Raw genomic sequence first — 17,642 nt, 5'->3', positions numbered from 1 at the left:
CTGTTTGTCATGTAAATCAAACGACCGGGTGCAGTGCACAAGGTACGATAGGGATATAAGAAAACAGGGAGGCAAAAACAATGTTCACAAAAATAAAAGATGCGATCAAAACCAATAAAAAAACAGATACCCAATCCGTTCTTCAAGCCTATAATGTACGAAAGTCATTCGGCTCTAAAGGAAATGTCCAGCAAGTGCTAAAAGGCATCGACTTGCGCGTAGAAAAAGGGGAGTTTGTCGGCATCATGGGACCTTCCGGTGCCGGAAAGACGACGCTTCTGAATGTGCTTGCAACGATTGACCGGGCAACTGAAGGGACGATTACAATCAGCGGATCGGACATCTCAAAAATGAAAGATGCCCAATTGTCGGCATTCCGCCGCGACCGCCTCGGATTCATATTCCAGGATTACAATCTTCTGGACACATTGACAGTGAAAGAGAATATTTTACTTCCCGTTTCACTTGGCAAAGTGAGAAAAAAATTGGCAGAAGCGGAATTCCGCTCAATCGCTGATATCCTCGGCATCACGGAACTAGCAAACAAATACCCGCATGAAATTTCCGGCGGGCAAAAGCAGCGGACGTCAGCTGCCCGGGCGCTCATCAATCAGCCGTCAATGGTCTTTGCGGATGAACCAACAGGAGCGCTTGATTCAAAAGCCGCGTCATCCTTGCTGGGTACATTGGCAGACGTCAACGAAAAACGAGAAGTGACCATCATGATGGTTACGCATGATCCGCTCGCATCCAGCTACTGCAGCCGGGTGGTCTTCCTAAAAGACGGCAATATTTATTCCGAGTTGTACAAAGGCAATAAAACAAGACAGGCCTTTTTCCAGGAAATCTTGAACGTACAGGCTGTACTCGGGGGTGACAGCGTTGACGCTCTTTGATTTAGCCATTCGCAGCATGCGGAAAAACATCAAGCATTATTACCTTTATTTCTTTGCATTGATCTTGAGTGTGGTTTTGTATTTCGTGTTTGCCACGCTGCAATATGACCAGGCCATTGTTGAACAAGGAAACAAGATGATCAGCTCTGCCTTCTTGGCTGCTGGAATCTTGCTGATCTTCATCGCTGGGATTTTCATCATTTATGCAAATTCGATTTTCTTGAAGAGAAGAAGCCGGGAAATCGGGCTTTATCAACTGATCGGGTTGAAAAAAAGAACGGTCGCCCGTCTATTGATCGTTGAAAATACATTGCTTGGAATCGGGGCTTTAATAGTAGGGATCGTAATCGGGATGCTTGTCTCGCGTGTTTTCCTGCTGCTTTTGTTAAAACTGATCGGTTTTGAAACAACGATCAGCGTGTCATTTTCAATCGAAGCAGTGCTGCAGACAATTGCTGTCTTTATCGGGATCTTTGCTTTAACGACGATCCAGATGATCCGGACGGTTTACCGCAACACCTTATTGTCGCTATTTAACACAGAAAAAGCCGGGGAACATCCAAAAAAACCAAAAACCAGTTCTGCAGCTGTATTGGCAGTGGCCGGGATTCTTTTTATCGGATTTGGCTATTGGCTCTCTGAAAGAATGTTCGATGCCAATTTCTTCTTGAATATCTCAGGAGTCTTAATTTCCACGATAACTGGCACTTACTTGATCTTCCGCGTGACGCTCAGCTGGCTATTATACAAAATCAGAAGCCGCAAAGAAGGGCATCTTGGATTGAATAATAGTTTATCCATCGCGCCCTTGATGCATCGCTTAAAAGGTAATGCCAATTCATTGACGATCATTACCATCTTGTCAGCTATGACTTTGTCGATGATCGCCGGCGCTTATTCTTTCTACTATTCAACTGAACAGGAAGCACAAGCAAAAATGCCTTTTGACTTCATATTTGAAAATGAGGAAGCTTTTGCTTCTGAAATAAGTGCGGAAATGAAAGAAAAAGGCATCGATTTCCAGCAAGGCATTGTGGAAATATTGGTGACGGAAGGGCAACTTGAAGAAGGGGCTTTAGCTGTTCCAAGTGATCCGCTCTATATCGCCGTTGCAAGTGATGAGCAGCTTCAAAAAGCAGGAATTGAGATTGAAGCGCCGGGAACAAACAGTGCGAGCCTCCACTCGACATCTTCACTATCGATGTTCATGGATAATGAACGCTTGCCTGTGGATCTATACTTGCAGGATGTAAAAGAACCGATTGAAATTGAAGCTTTCGGTGAAGGGAATGTCATCAACTGGGAAACGTTTTACACCCAAGTTGTGGTGAATCCAAAGAAATATGAACAGCTGAAAACCGATTTAGCAGCAAAAGGTTCTGCCGAAATTCGTCGAATTGACGGATTCCATATTTTAAATGATGAAGATTTGGAAGAGGCATCAGCGCTTTATCACCAGCCCAAATACAACGGGAAAAATCCGCGCCAAGATTATTATTCGACGGTGAAAGAAGGGATGGAATCAAACGGATTGATGATTTTCATCGCCGGATTCCTAGGGCTCGTGTTCTTGGTTTCAACCGGAAGCATCCTGTATTTCAAGCAAATGACCGAAGCGGAACAAGAAAAACAAAGCTATTCCACTCTGCGCCAGCTTGGATTTTCGGTGAATGAAATCATGCAAGGCATTATCCGCAAGCAGATTTTCGTTTTTGGCTTGCCGCTAGTGATCAGTTTGGTGCATTCATTCTTTGCGCTAAAAGCTTTATCTTACTTTTTCCAGACGAATATCATGGTTTCAGCAGCAACCGTCATGATCTTATTCGCCATCATCTACCTGTTATTTGCTTTTTTGACAGTAGGCTATTACCGCAAGACAGTAAAACTGACTTTAAGATAATCTTATTTTGAGCGAAAGAGTATCCTTTACTGGATGCTCTTTTCATTTTGAAAAAGGATGAAACCGTATTTAAAAGATGCTCTTAGCTATTTTTAAACTTAATGCTTGACCATCGAAAAATCCCATGTTATGATTATCTCGAATTAAAGATAATTTAATGACATGGCAATTTTAATGCAAGGTTTTATTTTTTTAAGCATATATCTCGAATTCGAGATAATTATCAATCAGAGGAGAGATTTCTTGTGAACGAATTAAAAGGAATGCACCACGTAACAGCCATTACGAGCAGTGCTGAAAAAAACTATGAGTTTTTCACTTATGTACTTGGGATGCGATTGGTCAAAAAAACAGTCAATCAAGATGATATCCAAACCTACCATTTATTCTTTGCGGACGATAAAGGATCTGCCGGAACAGATATGACATTTTTCGACTTCCCGGGAATTCCAAAAGGGACGCATGGCACCAATGAAATTTACAAAACCGCTTTCCGAGTGCCGACAGATGAAGCCTTGGAATATTGGGTGAAGCGTTTCGAAAAATACGAAGTGAAGCACAAAGGCATTAAAGAAGTATTCGGCAAAAAAACTTTATCTTTCGTAGATTTTGACGACCAGCAGTACATGCTGGTATCAGACGAAGGGAATGTGGGAGTGGCTTCCGGAACGCCTTGGCAGAATGGACCTGTGCCTCTAGAGTTCGCCATTACGGGACTTGGGCCCATTCACATCCGCATTGCAGAATTCGATTATTTCAAAGAAGTTCTGGAAAAAGCGATGTTGATGCGCGAAATCGCGAAAGAAGGATCGCTTCATTTATTTGAAGTGGGTGAAGGGGGCAATGGGGCACAAGTGATTGTTGAACACAATACCTTGTTGCCGCGCGGCCAACAAGGATTCGGTACCGTACATCACGCAGCATTCCGTGTAGCGGATACCAATGTTTTGAAAGAATGGATCGACCGGATGCAGCAGCTTGGCTTTAGTACATCCGGCTATGTGGACCGCTTCTTCTTTGAATCGCTGTATGCTCGTGTTGCACAAGGCATTTTATTTGAATGGGCAACAGACGGCCCAGGATTCATGGGAGATGAACCATATGAAACGGTAGGCGAGAAATTATCCTTGCCGCCATTCTTGGAGCCGAAACGCGACGAAATCGAAGCGATGGTTCGCCCGATTGATACTGTCCGCAGCACAAAAACGATTGAAAAAGAATATCTGTAAGGAGAATCATTTATATGAGCTTTCTATCTAAACTATTTGGAAACAAACAACAGGAGGAAACGAAAATGACTAAACTTAACATCGGCATCATCTTAGGATCCACAAGAGAAGGGCGCTTAAGCCCACAAGTAGGGAACTGGGTCAAAGAATTGGCGGATCAGCGCGGTGATGCAACTTATACATTGATTGATATCGCTGACTACAAATTGCCATTGCTTGGTGAAAATGACGGAGACGCCTCTGGAGCTGCTGCATGGTCTGAATCAGTTGGGGCACAAGACGGATTCGTCTTTATCGTACAGGAATACAACCATTCCATTAGTGCGTCCTTGAAAAACGCATTGGATTATCTGCGTCCGGAATGGAATAACAAAGCGGCTGGAATCGTTTCCTACGGTTCAGTAGGCGGTGCTCGCGCAACAGAACATCTTCGCGGTATTTTAGGCGAATTAATGGTTGCTGACGTTCGTGTCCACCCGGCTCTTTCTTTGTTCACCGATTTTGTGAATGGCGCTGAGTTCAAACCGGCAGCTGTGCAAGCTGACTCAGTGAACCAAATGCTGGACCAGGTAATTCCTTGGTCGACAGCTTTGAAAACCATTCGTTAATAACAACAAAAGCTGTCCCGTTCGGCCGCATTATGTGGCTAGCGGGGCAGCTTTTTTATTTTCGAATAGGATCTATTATTTTTCCTGCCTCGTCTTGTTTCTCCGATTTAAAACGTCTTGGACCATTGCTAGTTTTGCAGCGCGCAATTTGCGTTCAAACAGGTCTTTCTCAGATTCCGGTTTGGCAAGGTAATCTTCATTGTATTTGATTTCATAGTACAGGATTTCATCCACTTCTCTTACCGCAAAGCGTTTGGATTGTTCCACTTTCGCTTCAATAATCCCTGCCTCGTATTCTGCTGGATCCCGGCTTTCTATTTCCGAAAGGAGCACATGAATTGCTTTAATGTTCGGATTTTTATATTCCTGAAGCCGAGAAAGCCGGGTGTATAATTTCTTATTGCTGAATCTTTTAACACGGCATTTGCAATATCTCATTTTTAATAAGCTCCTCCAATTTCCAATCAAAATTGCATGTCAATTAAACAGATCATTTGCCTCCGTATTTTCTTTCTCGGATCACTTTTCGAAACTTATCCTCATCTTGGACCGCTATGGCTTCTTCCGTGGAAATACCAGGTATGGAATAATAATATGTACCTTTTTCAAATTTATTGGAGAAGTTTCCAGTATAAGAGCTCTCTTGATCCGAATAAATTGCAACCTCTCCAATCTTCTCGCCTACTTCTTCAACAGATTCATCGCTGACCTTATAAATATCTTCATTCCATACAACAAAAAAATACGCCCAGTCTGCAGCAGAGTTATTGGTGCAGCCTGTCTCCAAAATGAGTAGACACAAAATCATAAATACAGGTACGCTTTTCTCCATTAAACCACCTTCTCAAAGAAAATTTTGACATCGGATTTTATAACCGCTTTGATTCTTAAAAATGAAGATTGAATACAGTGCAATTCAATAGTGAGTATTAAGAAAAGTTTAAGTTTTTGATTAATGTATTGGATATAATTGGTACAATGATTATATCATTCAACCGCCAATAGAAAAGAGTGCACTGAAAATGGAAATCTCCTTGCATTTATTAAACAGAATGGACGCGGAACCATTGCTTGAATTTGAAGCAGAAAATCGGGATTTTTTTGAAAAATCGGTACCAAGCCGGGGACATGCCTACTATACTATTAGAGGCTTTTCAGAAAGCTTGCAAAAATTATTAGTGGAACAAGAAAAAGACTTTTCCAGTTTTTATTTAATAAAAAATGAGGCTGGAAAAGTTCTGGGGAGAATTAACTTAGTGGATATTGATAAAGTAAATAGCATTGCAGAAATTAGATTTAGAATAGGCGAAGACTCTATCGGAAAAGGCGTTGGCAATCAAGCGTTAACCCTATTGATACAATCCGAATTACTTGTAAAGAAAATCAGTGGAAAGACGACAACTGTCAATAAGGCGTCGATGAAACTATTAGAAAAGAATGGTTTCAAACAAACTGGTATTGATGAAGAAGAGTTCGAGGTGAATGGTGAAAAAATGCGCTTTGTTCATTATTTATGGTGCTGATTAAAACTGAAGAGAATCAATAAGTTAGGACCTAATAAAAAGAATTGCGGGAAGGATGGTTTGCATGACTTTAAATGCTCTATTATTTGCTGGAATAGCGGGTGTTCTGTCTTTAATCTTAATCGTTTCGAACACACCGATGAGTGCACTTATTGTGACCAATGTGCTATTAGGTCTGATTGCAGGCCAGTTAACAGGCAAAACGCAACGAAAAAACTAATTCAAGTATGAACCCGAGTGGAACTGATAAGAGAGATCATGTAAGAATCCTAAAGCTTGCAAGGTTTAGTTTTTCAATTTCAATTAAATACAATCGATTATTTTCAGGAGGCAGTTATGAACTATATACAAGAAATGCGGCAGTTAATTGGCTCTCGCATGCTGATGACAATAGGCTGCGGGATTATTATCGAAGAAAATGGCCAAATTTTGCTGCAGCACCGAAAAGACAAAGACGTTTGGGGAATTCCGGGAGGAGTCATGGAACCCGGAGAAACTTTCGAGGAAACAGCGCTCCGTGAAACCTTCGAAGAAACGGGTTTGAAGGTGGAAAACTTAAAACTGTTCGGCCTTTATTCGGGTGAACAGGGTTTTGCTGAATATGGAAATGGCGATCAAATCTTTAGTGTGCAAATCATTTTTCATGCTACAGATTTTAAAGGGGAGCTAATCCAAGAAGCAGAAGAAAGCCGGGAACATCGGTTTTTTTCTCCAGATGAACTTCCGCATTTGAATGCCCATCAAGCGAGGTTTATTTTGGATTGGGTCCATCAATCAAAACTGCCCATTATAAAGTGAATGCAATAGCAAAATGCTGAACGAAGGGAATGCCGTGATGGACTTGAATGTAGCTGATGTTTAAAAAAACGACTCATTCTAAAAATTTCTTAACCCCAACAGTGCTCCGGACTTGTGGGGAATTTTGCCTTTCCAGGGAAGCACTCATAGCCAAAATCCAAAGCCAAAGGAGACAAACGCCAGAACTGGGGTTTTATCTCCTGAAATCATTAGCGAATAGCCCTATAAATTATTTGTATAAGCCGATTGTTTCTTCTAAAAAATGAAGGTATTTTTCGACGAAAGTTTGCGGCTTGAGAATTTTCAATTTTTTTCCAAAACCTGCTAGAAACTGGTAGGCAAAATGATTTTCAGGCAATTCAATTTCCACCAGATAGGAATCAGCCGATATTTCCGTGACTAAGCTTTGCCCGTATCTTTCGATAAACTGATCGCGGATGGCTGCTTCAATTAGGAGCTCTACCTGTACTTTCTTAAGTGATTCACGTTGCATCAATGTCGTTTGCCCTCTATTTTCAAGCCTTGGCTTAAACAATCCTTCCTTTTTCATTTCAATCATTCGCGTAAGTTTAAACGTTCGATAATCGCTGCGCTCGGTGCAATATGCAGAGAGATACCAATCCATCTCATTTAAGTGAAGGCGATAAGGTTCCACTAAGCGAACCGTTCTTTTCCCAAGTTGATCGATATAATCAAATTTAATAAGCCAAGATTTTTCAATCGCTTCTTTGATAAACGAGAGATTTTTCTTAAGTTCACTTCGGCCTGTCCAATTATAGAATGTCAGGTCGAGGTTTGCGGATAGATTAGCATTAGCCATCGCCTTAATTTTTTGAATGGTCACTTGAATTTCGGGATCCGTGATGAGTTGGTCATAGCCGTCCAGAGAGACAAGGATGTTCTCCAAATCCTGGCTGTTCAGCAAACGTTTATCAAACTTGTATTCGTTCATCAATCCATAGCCGCCATCAGGCCCGTATTCAGCATAGACGGGTATATTAGCATAGCTCAAGCTTTCCATATCGCGTTGAATCGTTCGCTTAGATACATTAAATAAGCGGCTGAGTTCAGAAGCGGAGACAATTTCTTTTTGCAATAAAATCATGACGATTGAAATGAGCCGTTCAATTTTTTTCATAATTACCTCCTATATACGACATATAGCTGTCGCCTATAACCAATTATACTGTGAATAGAAAAGGGAGGTAGGAAATATGAAAACAATCGCTTATTTACAATTCGAAGGCAAGGCAGAAGAAGCATTATCTTTTTACGAAAAAGCGCTGGCAGCAAAAGTGAAGAAAGTTCGGTTCAGTGCACTTGGTCCGAATCCGAATTTACCATTGACGGAAGAAGAACAAAATATAATTATGGAAGCAAGCGTCGAATTTTTCGGCAATACCTTAATGCTCTCCGATGTTCCGCCAAGTATGCAAGCTGTGACTGGTCCGCTATTGAAAGGAAACGCAATTTTAATAAGTTTAATTGACGGATCTCCGGATGAGAACCGCTCCATCTTTCAAGCGCTATCAGAAAAAGGCACTGTAATTATGCCATTATCATCTACTCCATGGTCTGACAGTTTCGGCATGCTGGTTGACCGGTTTGGAGTGATGTGGAAATTCAACGGTGAGGCAAGCAAATTCTTAGATGGTTTTGTATAAAGGCTTTTGAAAATCAATAAAGTAAATATTCATATAAAAGAAACGGATTTTCTTAAGCTGTTTCTTTTTTTGTTCTAAATAGAGGAAAAACCGATTCGTAAATGAATTCAATTGGATTGCTGATCTACTCTAATTTTTTTGATGAGGAAATACTTAGAAAGGGCTGGATTAAATGATAATAAATGGTAAAATTAAATGGATAATTTCAAAAATTCGATTATATATTATGGGATATTAATCCGGCATTTGAGTTTAAATAGAAGTGCAATTAATTTAAAGAAGAGGAGAGACGGTACTGGAAATGCTACTCGAAATCATATTAGTTTTGCTGATTTTTTCTACTGCGATTTTTATGCATGAGATGGGACATGCCATTGCCACAATCTTGTTGAATAAAAAAGCAAAGGCAGAAATTTTTATGGGTTCATCAAGCAAAGAGAAGAAGTTAAAATTGAAGCTTGGGAGAATTACCTGTTATCTGACTGTAGCGCTAAACGGATTCTGCAGACAATCAAATTGGCAAGAACTTCCGCTTGCGTCATTTAAACAAAGGTCCTTCTTCCTTTTAGGCGGACCAGTAGCTTCACTAATAGGTTTTGTCCTACTATATATGGCTTCAGCCTATTTTCCAGGTGTAGCTGGCAATATTCTTATTAATCTTGCAGGCGCTAGCTTTTTTCTGTTCGCTACGCCTTTAATTCCATTTAATTACCCCCGTTTTTTAGGCGGTGGACCGAGTGACGGATTGCAGCTCATGAACTTGATCAAAGAAAATCGGAAACAACGCAACCCCGTTTCTTAATCGATTGGATTAAATAAGCTTTACATTCAATTCCGCAGAGGAAGAGTATTGCGGCTTTCGTATCGCATTCACAAGTGAGGGGTGGCAATATGGAATTCCTGATTCAAGCAGGGTTATTTTTAAACCCAATTTTAGCTATCGTTTTTTGCCTGAATTTAGTAGCAATCATTAAAAAAGCAAAGAAAGATAAGTATGTAGATACCTCTGCGAACACGTTTTGGATGACGCTTTCGGCTGTCTATATTACATTTAGTATAACTTGGATGTTTGCATTATAATTTGCTTACAGAATAATTTTCTTAATCGCCAAAATTACTGCCGTAATGAAATTTTTTTCAAAAGGAGTAATGGGAATGAATTCAAATATTGAAATGACGGCTGAACAAAAAGAAAAAGTTTTAGCGAACTATTTCAAAGGTGATTTCACTAACCGTATTGAAGTTTTTCCAAGCAAGGAAAAAAAGAAGCTGATTCTATTGGAGTTTATTGCTGAGCAGTTCGAGCCTAATCGGAAGTATGCGGAAAAAGAAATGAATGAAATTTTAAAGAAGGTGTACCACGATTATGTATCAATCCGAAGATATTTGATCGAATCCGGATTTTTGGATCGGAACAAAGACGGCTCTTCCTACTGGCTGAAAGAATAACGCTTCGATGCTTCAAAATGGCGAAGTATCAGTTTCTCAGTCTTATTAAAAACAATTCTTCTTTAATAGAAAAAAAGAGGCTTAAATACGTAAAACCTTCAAGACGATATCTTTTGGATACTGTCCTGAAGGTTTTTTTAGTTAAACGCCTTTACCATTTAAGCCAATTCTTTGTTTTTATGATAGGAACGTTTCAAAGAAATATAGTTGATGAAAAACAGGAACATCCCTGCTAATAATGGAAATGCTAAGATGTTTAGCCATTCACTGAGGCTGCTAGGGAATCCACTTAAAAACGAATAGCCGAAGATAAAGATGACGACAAAACCGGCTGATTTAATGACAATGACTTTCCGTTCTTTCTTGTACTCCCGTTCCGTTCCGTTGCGATAGCGGTGAATTCAATTCCGGACAGGACATATCTGCCAAAACATAAACTGCGAATAATGCGATATGGAGGAATAAGATCGTTTCCGTATCAAAATTGATAAATCGGCTGCAAATGAGCGAAACAATAAGGGCTAAGAAAAGAAGGATCGCTCCTTCTGCGAAAAAGTGCAAAATCTTTTTCTCCTTATATTCGTCTTCCGGCAATAAAAAGGATATCCACGTTTTCATGATCAATCGACCTCCCAAAATAATTCGTCCAGTGTTTTCCCCAGCTCTTTCGATATCGCTATGCAAAGATGAAGGCTGGGATTGTATTCCCCTTTCTCAATTAATCCAATGGTTTGCCTCGTTGCACCGACCCGCTTAGCCAGCTGCTCTTGAGTAATTGCCAATTCCATCCGTGTATACTTCACTCTGTTTTTCATCTCTTCACCTGCACTTTGCAATATATATCTTACATGTGTAATTTATATATTACATCAATTCATTGAAATGTCAACTTGACCGTTGCATTAAGAGGTAAATAGGACATGATCAGTCAATCAGAAAAGAGTAGACTAAGTAGTTTTGCCAGAAAGATAGTTTAGTTGGAATATTATATCTTGGTTTTATTTGGTATATTTAATAAGTGAAAAAACGCAAACCAGCGACTATAAGGGGGGAATAAAATGGAGATAAAGAAACCGAATGATATTCTAATGGAAACGATCCTATCGCTCTCACCTCAAGCCATATACGATGGCACGATGGGAGAGGTCATGCCCACTGATGAGAAAATCAAACTGTTTATGCAGCCGTTGTTGGATAAGGGATGCTTTTACTTAGCGGCGGCAGAAGGAGAACAGCTTTTGGGGTGGATTCTCTTGGGGACAAGCAAGGACCCATTCACTGAAATAAGAAATGGTTTTATCTATGAATTATTTGTGTTAAAGGAATTCAGAGGGAAAGGATATTCCAAATCTTTAATGGAGGCAGCTTTCACCTATTTTCAACAAGAAGGCTATACGGAAGTGCGCCTTAGTGCGAAAGCCGATAATCCAGCGGTGAAACTATATGAACATCTGGGAATCAAAACGAGAACTGTTTCCATGAGCTTGAAACTATAGATGAAGCCACTCACCTATTAGTAAGGAAACCATAGAAAAAGGAGATTAGGATGGAAGTTTGGGATTTAGTAGATGAGCGGAGAAAACCGATAGGTAAATTACATACAAGGGGAAAAGCACAGCAGTCAGGAGAATATCATGTGGTCGTGGAAATTTTAACCGTGAACGCGGATGGCCGAATTCTCTTGACTCAAAGGGATGCGGCAAAAACGTATCCGCTCCTTTGGGAAACGACCGGAGGCTCCGTGACCGCAGGTGAATCGAGCATACAAGGAGCAGTGCGTGAACTCGAGGAAGAGACAGGGCTTGTTGCGGGGGAAGAAGAGCTGCAACTGCTTGGGGAAATGAAATACGGCAATTATTTCTTGGATAGCTACGTATGGAAAAGAAAGCCAGCGATTCAACCTGAAGACCTAATCTTGCAGCGCGGTGAAGTTTGTGGCGCAAAACTGGTGACTATGGCGGAGTTTGAAGAAATGGTTCAACAAGGGCTTGTCGTATCAAGGATCTGGGACCGGTTCCAGGTGAATCGGCACCAGATTATGCCATACTTGCGCCAACAGAATTCGGAAGTGGTGATTTAATGAAACTCAAAGGAAAAACAGCGATCGTGACTGGTGCGAGCCGACTCGATGGAATCGGTGCAGCCATCTGCCTGGAACTTGCCAGAAATGGCTGCGATCTGTTTTTTACTTATTGGACAGCTTATGATCAGGAAATGCCTTGGGGAATCGAAGCGAATGAGCCGCAGAGGCTGCTAGAGGAACTGAAAAAAATCGGGGTAAAAGCGAAAGCGCTGGAGTTGGATCTAGCGCAGCCGGATACACCGGCCATTTTAATAGAGACGGTTGTTCGTGAAATGGGTTCTCCTGATATTTTAATCAACAACGCCGCTTACTCAACTACCGGCCATTTTACCGAGTTGACCGCTGAAGTATGGGACCGCCATTACGCAGTGAATATACGGGGAACGGCACTTTTATGCAGTCAATTCGCTAAGTCTTTTAAGAAAAAAACAGGCGGGCGCATCATCAATCTTAGTTCCGGCCAGTTTCAAGGGGCAATGCCAGGTGAACTGGCCTATGCCACGACAAAAGGAGCGATAGATGCCATGACCATTACGTTGGCGGCGGAAACTGCAGCTCTTGGCATCACAGTCAATGCTATCAATCCAGGACCGACGGACACGGGCTGGATGGACGAAAACTTGAAAGAGCACTTAAAAGAGCGGTTTCCTTTTGGCAGACTCGGCAAACCTCATGATGCGGCCAAATTGGTCCAGTTTCTCGCAAGTCCCGATGCGGAATGGATTACAGGACAGATCATTCATTCGGAAGGCGGATTTATCCGGTAAACCGACACAAAACGCCTGCTGGCACTCCAGCAGGCGTTTTGTTGTTTAGCCGACATTATTCGGATAACTGTTTAAAGGATGGTCCGGCAAATCCAGCTCATCCAAAATGCGCGTGATATGCTTTTCCATCCGCTCTTTAGCAAGAACCGAATTCCGGATGGAAATGGCTTCAAATAATTCCGCATGTTCGATAAAAGTATCTTCATAGCGGTCTACATCCATAAACCGGTGAGTTCGGGTCGCGCGGATGGAATCTTCCATTTTTTCCGCTAAAGACTGAACGAGATTGATCAATAGCGGGTTATGGGAAGCTTCGACAATCCGCTGATGAAAATGCAAATCCGCTTTGATCCCTTTTTCAGCATCGTACAGTGAGCTCTTCATCTCATCGAGTGCTTGTTTAATTTTGGCTAAATCAGCCGGAACTGCTCGAACAGAAGCAAGCGATATGGCTTCGATTTCGAGAGCGCGCCGAAGCTCGAGCATATCCACAACGAGATGGCTTTCCGCTTCTACGATGGAGTCGGAAAGGAGCTGGCTGACTTTTTCGACTTCGCTCGTATTGATATAGCTTCCTCCGCCTTGGCGAATAATGATTGCACCGGTCAATTCAAGCTGCTGCAGCGCTTCACGTACAGAAGAGCGGCTTACGCCGAACCGGCTCGCAAGTTCACGTTCTGACGGCAATTTTGAACCAGGCTGCAAGTCGCCTTTCAAAAAGAATTCTTCAATTTTTTCCGCAATAATCTGCGAAGTTTTTTTCTTTCCAGAACCCATGCATTTCGCTCCTCTTTTTGAACCTTTAGTTCTTCTACCTTATCAACTTCTAAAATAATAATCAATAAATTAAAATAATCATTGAAAAATTCAGATTAATCGGTATAATAAATTTTATTGGTCGGACCAATTGCAACGAATATATTTTTACAGACAAGTAAGGGGTTGAGCGGTAATGCTAATTCAAGAAATTGAACAGGTCATGGATGCTTTACATACGAAGTTAAGAGAAGACCAAATCACGATTAATGAAACCGTCCGGGAATTGCACGGAAGGGATGAATCTTACCACCAGCAGAAATTGCCGGATATCGTTGTATTTCCGGAAACGACTGAAGACGTCGTAAACATAATGGGAATTTCAAAAAATCTGCAAGTCCCAATCGTTCCTTTTGGACTCGGTTCAAGCCTGGAAGGGCATGTGATTCCAGATAAAGGCGGCATCACAATCGATTTTTCGGGGATGAATCAGGTTTTGGAAGTGCTCGAAAATGATTTTTTAGTGAAAGTTCAACCGGGGGTCACGCGTTCCCAGCTGAATAAAGAATTAAAGAAATACGGATTGTTCTTCCCGGTTGATCCTGGAGCAGATGCAACACTAGGTGGAATGGCAGCGACCAATGCCAGTGGGACGACTTCAGTCAAGTACGGTGTCATGCGTGACCAGGTCCGGGATTTGGAAGTTGTTTTGGCTGATGGAACAGTCATCCATACTGGCAACAAGGCCGCCAAGTCCTCGTCTGGATTGCATTTAAACGGTTTATTTACCGGATCGGAAGGCACGCTTGGCTGCTTTACGGAATTGACATTGAAAGTCTACGGAATTCCAGAGCATGTGTCGGCTGCCCGTGCATCTTTTCCAACGGTCAAAGACGCGGTAGAAGCAGTCGTCTCGATTTTACAGGCAGGAATTCCAATTGCGAGAGTGGAACTGGTCGATGAAGTCTCGATTCGGCAAGTAAATCTGTTCAGTGAAACGGATTATGCCGAAAAGCCGACCTTATTCCTCGAGTTCCATGGCAATGAAGCAGGGTTAAAACAAGACATCGCGTTCATGAACGAAATTGTCGAGGGTCACCATTGCGAAAGCATCGAGTTTGAAACGGACAATGCAGGCCGCAACCGGCTTTGGGAAGCACGCCATAATTTGGCTTATGCCTTTATCCACGGGAATCCAGGGAAAAAGATGATGGTGACGGATGTATGTCTTCCCATTTCGGAACTGGCAGGCGCAGTAGCCGATGCCCGCAAGAAAGTATTTGCGCTCGGGATGGTCGGCGGCATTGTCGGGCACGTCGGAGACGGGAATTTCCATGTCTTGTTGATGATGGATATGAATGATCCAGATGAAGTGGCAAAAGCGCAATTGCTGAATGAACAAATTGTTTTGTATGCTTTAGAGCGCGGCGGCACATGCACCGGCGAACACGGTGTTGGCATCGGCAAACAAAAATACCAACAGCAAGAACACGGGGCTGCACTGCTCGTCATGGAACGCATCAAAATTGCCTTGGACCCGGACAACCGGTTAAATCCAAATAAACTAATCAAGCAAGAAACGAGAGGAGCGGTCCAATGAAAGTTTTAGAATCCATCAGTACTTTTGCCGGGAAATATTTTGCGGTTTGGGTTATCCTAATCGCCCTGATCGCATTTTTACTCCCAGATCCGTTTCTTCCGCTCGGGGCATACATCACCATATTGCTTGGAATTGTCATGTTCGGTATGGGCTTAACGTTGAAGCCGGTCGATTTTAAAATTGTCTTGACCCGGCCGCTTCCCGTTATCATTGGAGTAGCTGCCCAGTTCATCATCATGCCGCTCGCTGCCTTTGCCATTGCGAAAGTGTTAAACCTTCCACCGGAACTTGCGGCGGGATTAGTACTCCTTGGTTGTGTACCGGGCGGAACCGCTTCAAACGTAATGGTCTATTTAGCAAAAGGAAATCTGGCGTTGTCCGTTGCGATGACTTCACTTTCTACTTTGCTTGCACCGATCATGACACCGCTATTGCTGCTGCTTCTAGCAGGGCAATGGCTGCCTGTTGATCCGGTTTCGATGTTCATGTCCATTATTCAAGTGATCATCATCCCGATTGCTTTAGGTTTCATGGTTCAGCGCTTCTTGCCAAAAGCAGTTGAAAAAAGCATCACCATCGTTCCACTGATTTCTGTACTGGCGATTCTAATTATCGTTTCTGCAGTGACGGCTGCCAATGCTGGGAATGTCGTCAGTTCAGGAGCCGTCGTCTTTTTTGCCGTATTCCTTCATAACGGCTTCGGATTGCTTTTAGGGTATTTGACCGCTTTGGCACTAGGGTTGAACGAAACCGACCGACGTGCCATTTCATTGGAAGTCGGGATGCAAAATTCCGGACTCGGCGTTGCTTTAGCTACAGCGCATTTCAGTCCACTTGCAGCACTTCCAAGCGTCTGGGGGGCGATTTGGCATAATATTTCCGGTCCGATTCTTGCAACCATCTGGTCGAAGAAACCGGCAGCTGCCATTGAAGCAGATCGAGTAAAAAATCTTCAAACCGCACCCAAAGCAACTCTTGATAAATAAGATCCTTAGCGCTTATCTTGACATCTGGCCAAGCCGGAATTCAAGATAAGCTTTTTTTATGAATGCAGCCTTAAATTTCGGGAAAACAAAAATAAGAATGGGAGATTTGAGCAAAAGGAGGCAGACCTTGATGAAACAGATCTTGATGCTCAACAGTTTGCCGCTAGTAAATTTCGAAGGCGGTGCAGGCAATAAAAACGCTGGAAACCAAACGCTCTACAATACGCTAAAAGGCTTTAGTGACCAAGGCTACCATGTAACGGTGCTGACGTTTACTGATGTCCCGAAACAAAGTATCCCTTTTCCGAATATCCTGGTGAAGCGATCGCGGTATTATGATGCATTTAAATCCTTGAAGCGTCTAAATTTAGTGAAAGACCATGCGGAAGCGGACCGGACAGAAGCGACGTTTTTTGCGAAGTTCTGGAATCGCATGGCTTACCGGGAGGGATTGGAACTCGCAGCTGAACTGGAGCCGGATCTTATGTATGGTTATGAAATCTACAGTACCCGTGCCGCTAAAAAGCTCGCAGGTAAATTAGAAGTTCCTTGCGTCACCCGTTTCCAAGGAACCGAGCTCGGACTTCTGCTGGACAGCCCGAAATTTGAAGAAGCCCATGATTACATTAAAGGAACTGCAGTTGATGCGGATTTGATCATCATGGCGAATGACGGCACGGACGGCGATAAAGTATTGGAACGTTTGGGAATCGATCAAAATAAAGTCCGTTTTTGGCCGAATGGTCTGGCTGATAAGGAAAAATACTTGAACTATCAGCGGGATGAGCATTACGCAGTGAACATGCATTTGCCTGAAGACGCCGTACCGCCAATCGATTTGTGGATTGGAAACGGCTGGACCGCATTGTAAAAATGATGGGCTATCTAGAAGAACTTAAGCCAACCGCTCATCTAATAGCGATTGGAGACGGGCCTGAAAAAAGCCGGTTAATGGAAATGGTCCACGCAAAAGGGGTGAAGAATATCCTTTTCCTGGACGCAATGGATCATGAAAAAACCATAGACCACATAGGAAATGCCGATCTCTATATCACGTTGAATGAAAGCGGGAATCTGGGAAACTCGATACTGGAAGCCCTGGCTCTTGGGACGGCTGTCTGTACGTTGGAAAATAATAGCGTGTGTAAAGTATTGAAAGATGGTTTTAATGCGATTTTATTCAATGAAATGGACGAAAAGTTCATTGCGGAGCGTTTGGCTGACTGGATGGACCACGAAGAACTGCTTCGAGTGCTAGCGGCAAATGGTCGGCGTTATGCGAAAGAAAAACTGCTTTCCTGGCCAGAACGCATGCAGCTCGAAATCCATGAAATCGAAAAGCTTTTCGATTAAACTTTTACGGCCATTGCAAGTGGATACTAT

24 protein-coding genes are annotated in these 17,642 nt (G+C 42.5%); 18 read left to right on the top strand and 6 right to left on the bottom strand.

All coding sequences use genetic code 11. The annotated features are described in order from the left end of the window. Positions 1-80 precede the first annotated feature (80 nt). From AC2EXB_RS10695 to AC2EXB_RS10680, 4 genes are all read left to right on the top strand, one after another. The gene (locus AC2EXB_RS10695; RefSeq protein WP_235196303.1) at positions 81-896 is read left to right on the top strand and encodes an ABC transporter ATP-binding protein; all 816 of its coding nucleotides are present in this window, start codon (positions 81-83) and stop codon (positions 894-896) included. Then, on the top strand, positions 874-2,796 hold the full coding sequence (locus tag AC2EXB_RS10690; RefSeq protein WP_483601342.1) for an ABC transporter permease: 1,923 nt from the start codon (positions 874-876) through the stop codon (positions 2,794-2,796). The genes AC2EXB_RS10695 and AC2EXB_RS10690 overlap by 23 nt, the downstream gene beginning before the upstream one ends. A gap of 245 nt (positions 2,797-3,041) precedes the next feature. Then, positions 3,042-4,025 carry a ring-cleaving dioxygenase gene (locus AC2EXB_RS10685; RefSeq protein ID WP_235196301.1) on the top strand — a complete coding sequence of 328 codons (984 nt, stop codon included), beginning with the start codon at positions 3,042-3,044 and terminating at the stop codon, positions 4,023-4,025. A 14-nt stretch (positions 4,026-4,039) separates the two neighbouring features. Then, positions 4,040-4,633: an NADPH-dependent FMN reductase gene (locus tag AC2EXB_RS10680; protein WP_483601340.1), complete on the top strand. Its 594-nt coding sequence runs from the start codon at positions 4,040-4,042 to the stop codon at positions 4,631-4,633. 75 nt (positions 4,634-4,708) lie between these two features. On the opposite strand, the gene AC2EXB_RS10675 is transcribed toward AC2EXB_RS10680, so the two are convergent. Beyond that, positions 4,709-5,071: a hypothetical protein gene (locus AC2EXB_RS10675; protein WP_483601338.1), complete on the bottom strand. Its 363-nt coding sequence runs from the start codon at positions 5,069-5,071 to the stop codon at positions 4,709-4,711. A gap of 52 nt (positions 5,072-5,123) precedes the next feature. After that, a complete protein-coding gene (locus tag AC2EXB_RS10670) occupies positions 5,124-5,465 on the bottom strand; it encodes a hypothetical protein (RefSeq protein WP_483601336.1) in 342 nt (113 codons plus the stop codon). A gap of 190 nt (positions 5,466-5,655) precedes the next feature. Between AC2EXB_RS10670 and AC2EXB_RS10665 the strand changes: the two genes are divergently transcribed. The 3 genes from AC2EXB_RS10665 (at position 5,656) to AC2EXB_RS10655 (ending at position 6,954) form a co-directional block, all read left to right on the top strand. After that, entirely contained in the window at positions 5,656-6,156 is a 501-nt protein-coding gene (locus tag AC2EXB_RS10665; protein ID WP_483601334.1) for a GNAT family N-acetyltransferase, read from the top strand. Between the two features lie 64 nt (positions 6,157-6,220). Next, a complete protein-coding gene (locus tag AC2EXB_RS10660) occupies positions 6,221-6,376 on the top strand; it encodes a hypothetical protein (RefSeq protein WP_483601332.1) in 156 nt (51 codons plus the stop codon). A gap of 116 nt (positions 6,377-6,492) precedes the next feature. Next, positions 6,493-6,954, top strand: a complete 462-nt coding sequence (locus AC2EXB_RS10655) for an NUDIX hydrolase (RefSeq protein ID WP_483601331.1) — start codon at positions 6,493-6,495, stop codon at positions 6,952-6,954. Positions 6,955-7,183: 229 nt separating this feature from the next. Here AC2EXB_RS10655 and AC2EXB_RS10650 read toward each other — a convergent pair whose 3' ends face one another. Continuing rightward, entirely contained in the window at positions 7,184-8,092 is a 909-nt protein-coding gene (locus AC2EXB_RS10650; protein ID WP_483601330.1) for a helix-turn-helix transcriptional regulator, read from the bottom strand. A 76-nt stretch (positions 8,093-8,168) separates the two neighbouring features. Here AC2EXB_RS10650 and AC2EXB_RS10645 point away from each other — a divergent pair, with 76 nt between their 5' ends. From AC2EXB_RS10645 to AC2EXB_RS10630, 4 genes are all read left to right on the top strand, one after another. After that, positions 8,169-8,618 (top strand): VOC family protein, encoded by a 450-nt coding sequence (locus AC2EXB_RS10645; protein WP_483601329.1) that lies wholly within the window; start codon positions 8,169-8,171, stop codon positions 8,616-8,618. A 301-nt stretch (positions 8,619-8,919) separates the two neighbouring features. Continuing rightward, a complete protein-coding gene (locus tag AC2EXB_RS10640; protein WP_235199300.1) occupies positions 8,920-9,420 on the top strand; it encodes a site-2 protease family protein in 501 nt (166 codons plus the stop codon). An 89-nt stretch (positions 9,421-9,509) separates the two neighbouring features. Further along, positions 9,510-9,698 carry a hypothetical protein gene (locus tag AC2EXB_RS10635; RefSeq protein ID WP_251473539.1) on the top strand — a complete coding sequence of 63 codons (189 nt, stop codon included), beginning with the start codon at positions 9,510-9,512 and terminating at the stop codon, positions 9,696-9,698. Between the two features lie 75 nt (positions 9,699-9,773). Beyond that, a complete protein-coding gene (locus tag AC2EXB_RS10630; RefSeq protein WP_483601328.1) occupies positions 9,774-10,067 on the top strand; it encodes a DUF2087 domain-containing protein in 294 nt (97 codons plus the stop codon). 336 nt (positions 10,068-10,403) lie between these two features. On the opposite strand, the gene AC2EXB_RS10625 is transcribed toward AC2EXB_RS10630, so the two are convergent. Together AC2EXB_RS10625 and AC2EXB_RS10620 are read right to left on the bottom strand one after the other, a co-directional pair. Then, positions 10,404-10,685 carry a hypothetical protein gene (locus tag AC2EXB_RS10625; RefSeq protein WP_483601326.1) on the bottom strand — a complete coding sequence of 94 codons (282 nt, stop codon included), beginning with the start codon at positions 10,683-10,685 and terminating at the stop codon, positions 10,404-10,406. Between the two features lie 2 nt (positions 10,686-10,687). Next, entirely contained in the window at positions 10,688-10,882 is a 195-nt protein-coding gene (locus AC2EXB_RS10620) for a helix-turn-helix transcriptional regulator (protein ID WP_235196288.1), read from the bottom strand. Between the two features lie 243 nt (positions 10,883-11,125). Between AC2EXB_RS10620 and AC2EXB_RS10615 the strand changes: the two genes are divergently transcribed. The 3 genes from AC2EXB_RS10615 to AC2EXB_RS10605 are packed head-to-tail and all read left to right on the top strand — an operon-like array spanning position 11,126 to position 12,917. Then, positions 11,126-11,563 carry a GNAT family N-acetyltransferase gene (locus AC2EXB_RS10615; protein WP_483601324.1) on the top strand — a complete coding sequence of 146 codons (438 nt, stop codon included), beginning with the start codon at positions 11,126-11,128 and terminating at the stop codon, positions 11,561-11,563. A 50-nt stretch (positions 11,564-11,613) separates the two neighbouring features. Continuing rightward, positions 11,614-12,147, top strand: a complete 534-nt coding sequence (locus AC2EXB_RS10610; protein WP_483601323.1) for an NUDIX hydrolase — start codon at positions 11,614-11,616, stop codon at positions 12,145-12,147. Then, positions 12,147-12,917: an SDR family oxidoreductase gene (locus tag AC2EXB_RS10605; protein ID WP_483601322.1), complete on the top strand. Its 771-nt coding sequence runs from the start codon at positions 12,147-12,149 to the stop codon at positions 12,915-12,917. The genes AC2EXB_RS10610 and AC2EXB_RS10605 overlap by 1 nt, the downstream gene beginning before the upstream one ends. 45 nt (positions 12,918-12,962) lie before the next feature. Here the strand turns inward: AC2EXB_RS10605 and AC2EXB_RS10600 are convergent, their stop codons facing one another. Next, complete coding sequence (locus AC2EXB_RS10600; protein ID WP_235196283.1) at positions 12,963-13,694, bottom strand: FadR/GntR family transcriptional regulator; 732 nt, start codon at positions 13,692-13,694, stop codon at positions 12,963-12,965. Positions 13,695-13,896: 202 nt separating this feature from the next. On the opposite strand from AC2EXB_RS10600, the gene AC2EXB_RS10595 reads away from it, so the two are divergent. The 4 genes from AC2EXB_RS10595 (at position 13,897) to AC2EXB_RS10580 (ending at position 17,612) form a co-directional block, all read left to right on the top strand. Then, positions 13,897-15,273 (top strand): FAD-binding oxidoreductase, encoded by a 1,377-nt coding sequence (locus AC2EXB_RS10595; RefSeq protein WP_483604739.1) that lies wholly within the window; start codon positions 13,897-13,899, stop codon positions 15,271-15,273. After that, the gene (locus AC2EXB_RS10590) at positions 15,270-16,259 is read left to right on the top strand and encodes a bile acid:sodium symporter family protein (protein ID WP_483601321.1); all 990 of its coding nucleotides are present in this window, start codon (positions 15,270-15,272) and stop codon (positions 16,257-16,259) included. The genes AC2EXB_RS10595 and AC2EXB_RS10590 overlap by 4 nt, the downstream gene beginning before the upstream one ends. Before the next feature lie 130 nt (positions 16,260-16,389). Beyond that, positions 16,390-17,130: a glycosyltransferase family 4 protein gene (locus AC2EXB_RS10585; protein WP_483601320.1), complete on the top strand. Its 741-nt coding sequence runs from the start codon at positions 16,390-16,392 to the stop codon at positions 17,128-17,130. Next, positions 17,100-17,612 carry a glycosyltransferase gene (locus tag AC2EXB_RS10580; RefSeq protein WP_483601319.1) on the top strand — a complete coding sequence of 171 codons (513 nt, stop codon included), beginning with the start codon at positions 17,100-17,102 and terminating at the stop codon, positions 17,610-17,612. Before AC2EXB_RS10585 ends, AC2EXB_RS10580 begins: the two co-directional genes overlap by 31 nt. Positions 17,613-17,642: the final 30 nt, after the last annotated feature.

It is taken from the genome of Planococcus alkaliphilus, from assembly GCF_057031095.1.
Note: the sequence above shows the minus strand (reverse complement) of the source record. Positions and strands in the feature narration are given on the sequence as shown.

Excerpts from the sequence above, each read along its gene's own strand:
- AC2EXB_RS10585 (WP_483601320.1), top strand. The coding sequence starts at position 16,390 with ATGAAACAGATCTTGATGCTCAACAGTTTGCCGCTAGTAAATTTCGAA.
- AC2EXB_RS10640 (WP_235199300.1), top strand. The coding sequence starts at position 8,920 with ATGCTACTCGAAATCATATTAGTTTTGCTGATTTTTTCTACTGCGATT.
- AC2EXB_RS10620 (WP_235196288.1), bottom strand. The coding sequence starts at position 10,882 with ATGAAAAACAGAGTGAAGTATACACGGATGGAATTGGCAATTACTCAA.
- AC2EXB_RS10605 (WP_483601322.1), top strand. The coding sequence starts at position 12,147 with ATGAAACTCAAAGGAAAAACAGCGATCGTGACTGGTGCGAGCCGACTC.
- AC2EXB_RS10645 (WP_483601329.1), top strand. The coding sequence starts at position 8,169 with ATGAAAACAATCGCTTATTTACAATTCGAAGGCAAGGCAGAAGAAGCA.
- AC2EXB_RS10660 (WP_483601332.1), top strand. The coding sequence starts at position 6,221 with ATGACTTTAAATGCTCTATTATTTGCTGGAATAGCGGGTGTTCTGTCT.
- AC2EXB_RS10680 (WP_483601340.1), top strand. The coding sequence starts at position 4,040 with ATGAGCTTTCTATCTAAACTATTTGGAAACAAACAACAGGAGGAAACG.
- AC2EXB_RS10695 (WP_235196303.1), top strand. The coding sequence starts at position 81 with ATGTTCACAAAAATAAAAGATGCGATCAAAACCAATAAAAAAACAGAT.
- AC2EXB_RS10650 (WP_483601330.1), bottom strand. The coding sequence starts at position 8,092 with ATGAAAAAAATTGAACGGCTCATTTCAATCGTCATGATTTTATTGCAA.
- AC2EXB_RS10625 (WP_483601326.1), bottom strand. The coding sequence starts at position 10,685 with ATGAAAACGTGGATATCCTTTTTATTGCCGGAAGACGAATATAAGGAG.
- AC2EXB_RS10590 (WP_483601321.1), top strand. The coding sequence starts at position 15,270 with ATGAAAGTTTTAGAATCCATCAGTACTTTTGCCGGGAAATATTTTGCG.
- AC2EXB_RS10595 (WP_483604739.1), top strand. The coding sequence starts at position 13,897 with ATGGATGCTTTACATACGAAGTTAAGAGAAGACCAAATCACGATTAAT.
- AC2EXB_RS10615 (WP_483601324.1), top strand. The coding sequence starts at position 11,126 with ATGGAGATAAAGAAACCGAATGATATTCTAATGGAAACGATCCTATCG.
- AC2EXB_RS10610 (WP_483601323.1), top strand. The coding sequence starts at position 11,614 with ATGGAAGTTTGGGATTTAGTAGATGAGCGGAGAAAACCGATAGGTAAA.
- AC2EXB_RS10675 (WP_483601338.1), bottom strand. The coding sequence starts at position 5,071 with ATGAGATATTGCAAATGCCGTGTTAAAAGATTCAGCAATAAGAAATTA.
- AC2EXB_RS10670 (WP_483601336.1), bottom strand. The coding sequence starts at position 5,465 with ATGGAGAAAAGCGTACCTGTATTTATGATTTTGTGTCTACTCATTTTG.
- AC2EXB_RS10655 (WP_483601331.1), top strand. The coding sequence starts at position 6,493 with ATGAACTATATACAAGAAATGCGGCAGTTAATTGGCTCTCGCATGCTG.
- AC2EXB_RS10635 (WP_251473539.1), top strand. The coding sequence starts at position 9,510 with ATGGAATTCCTGATTCAAGCAGGGTTATTTTTAAACCCAATTTTAGCT.
- AC2EXB_RS10630 (WP_483601328.1), top strand. The coding sequence starts at position 9,774 with ATGAATTCAAATATTGAAATGACGGCTGAACAAAAAGAAAAAGTTTTA.
- AC2EXB_RS10665 (WP_483601334.1), top strand. The coding sequence starts at position 5,656 with ATGGAAATCTCCTTGCATTTATTAAACAGAATGGACGCGGAACCATTG.
- AC2EXB_RS10600 (WP_235196283.1), bottom strand. The coding sequence starts at position 13,694 with ATGGGTTCTGGAAAGAAAAAAACTTCGCAGATTATTGCGGAAAAAATT.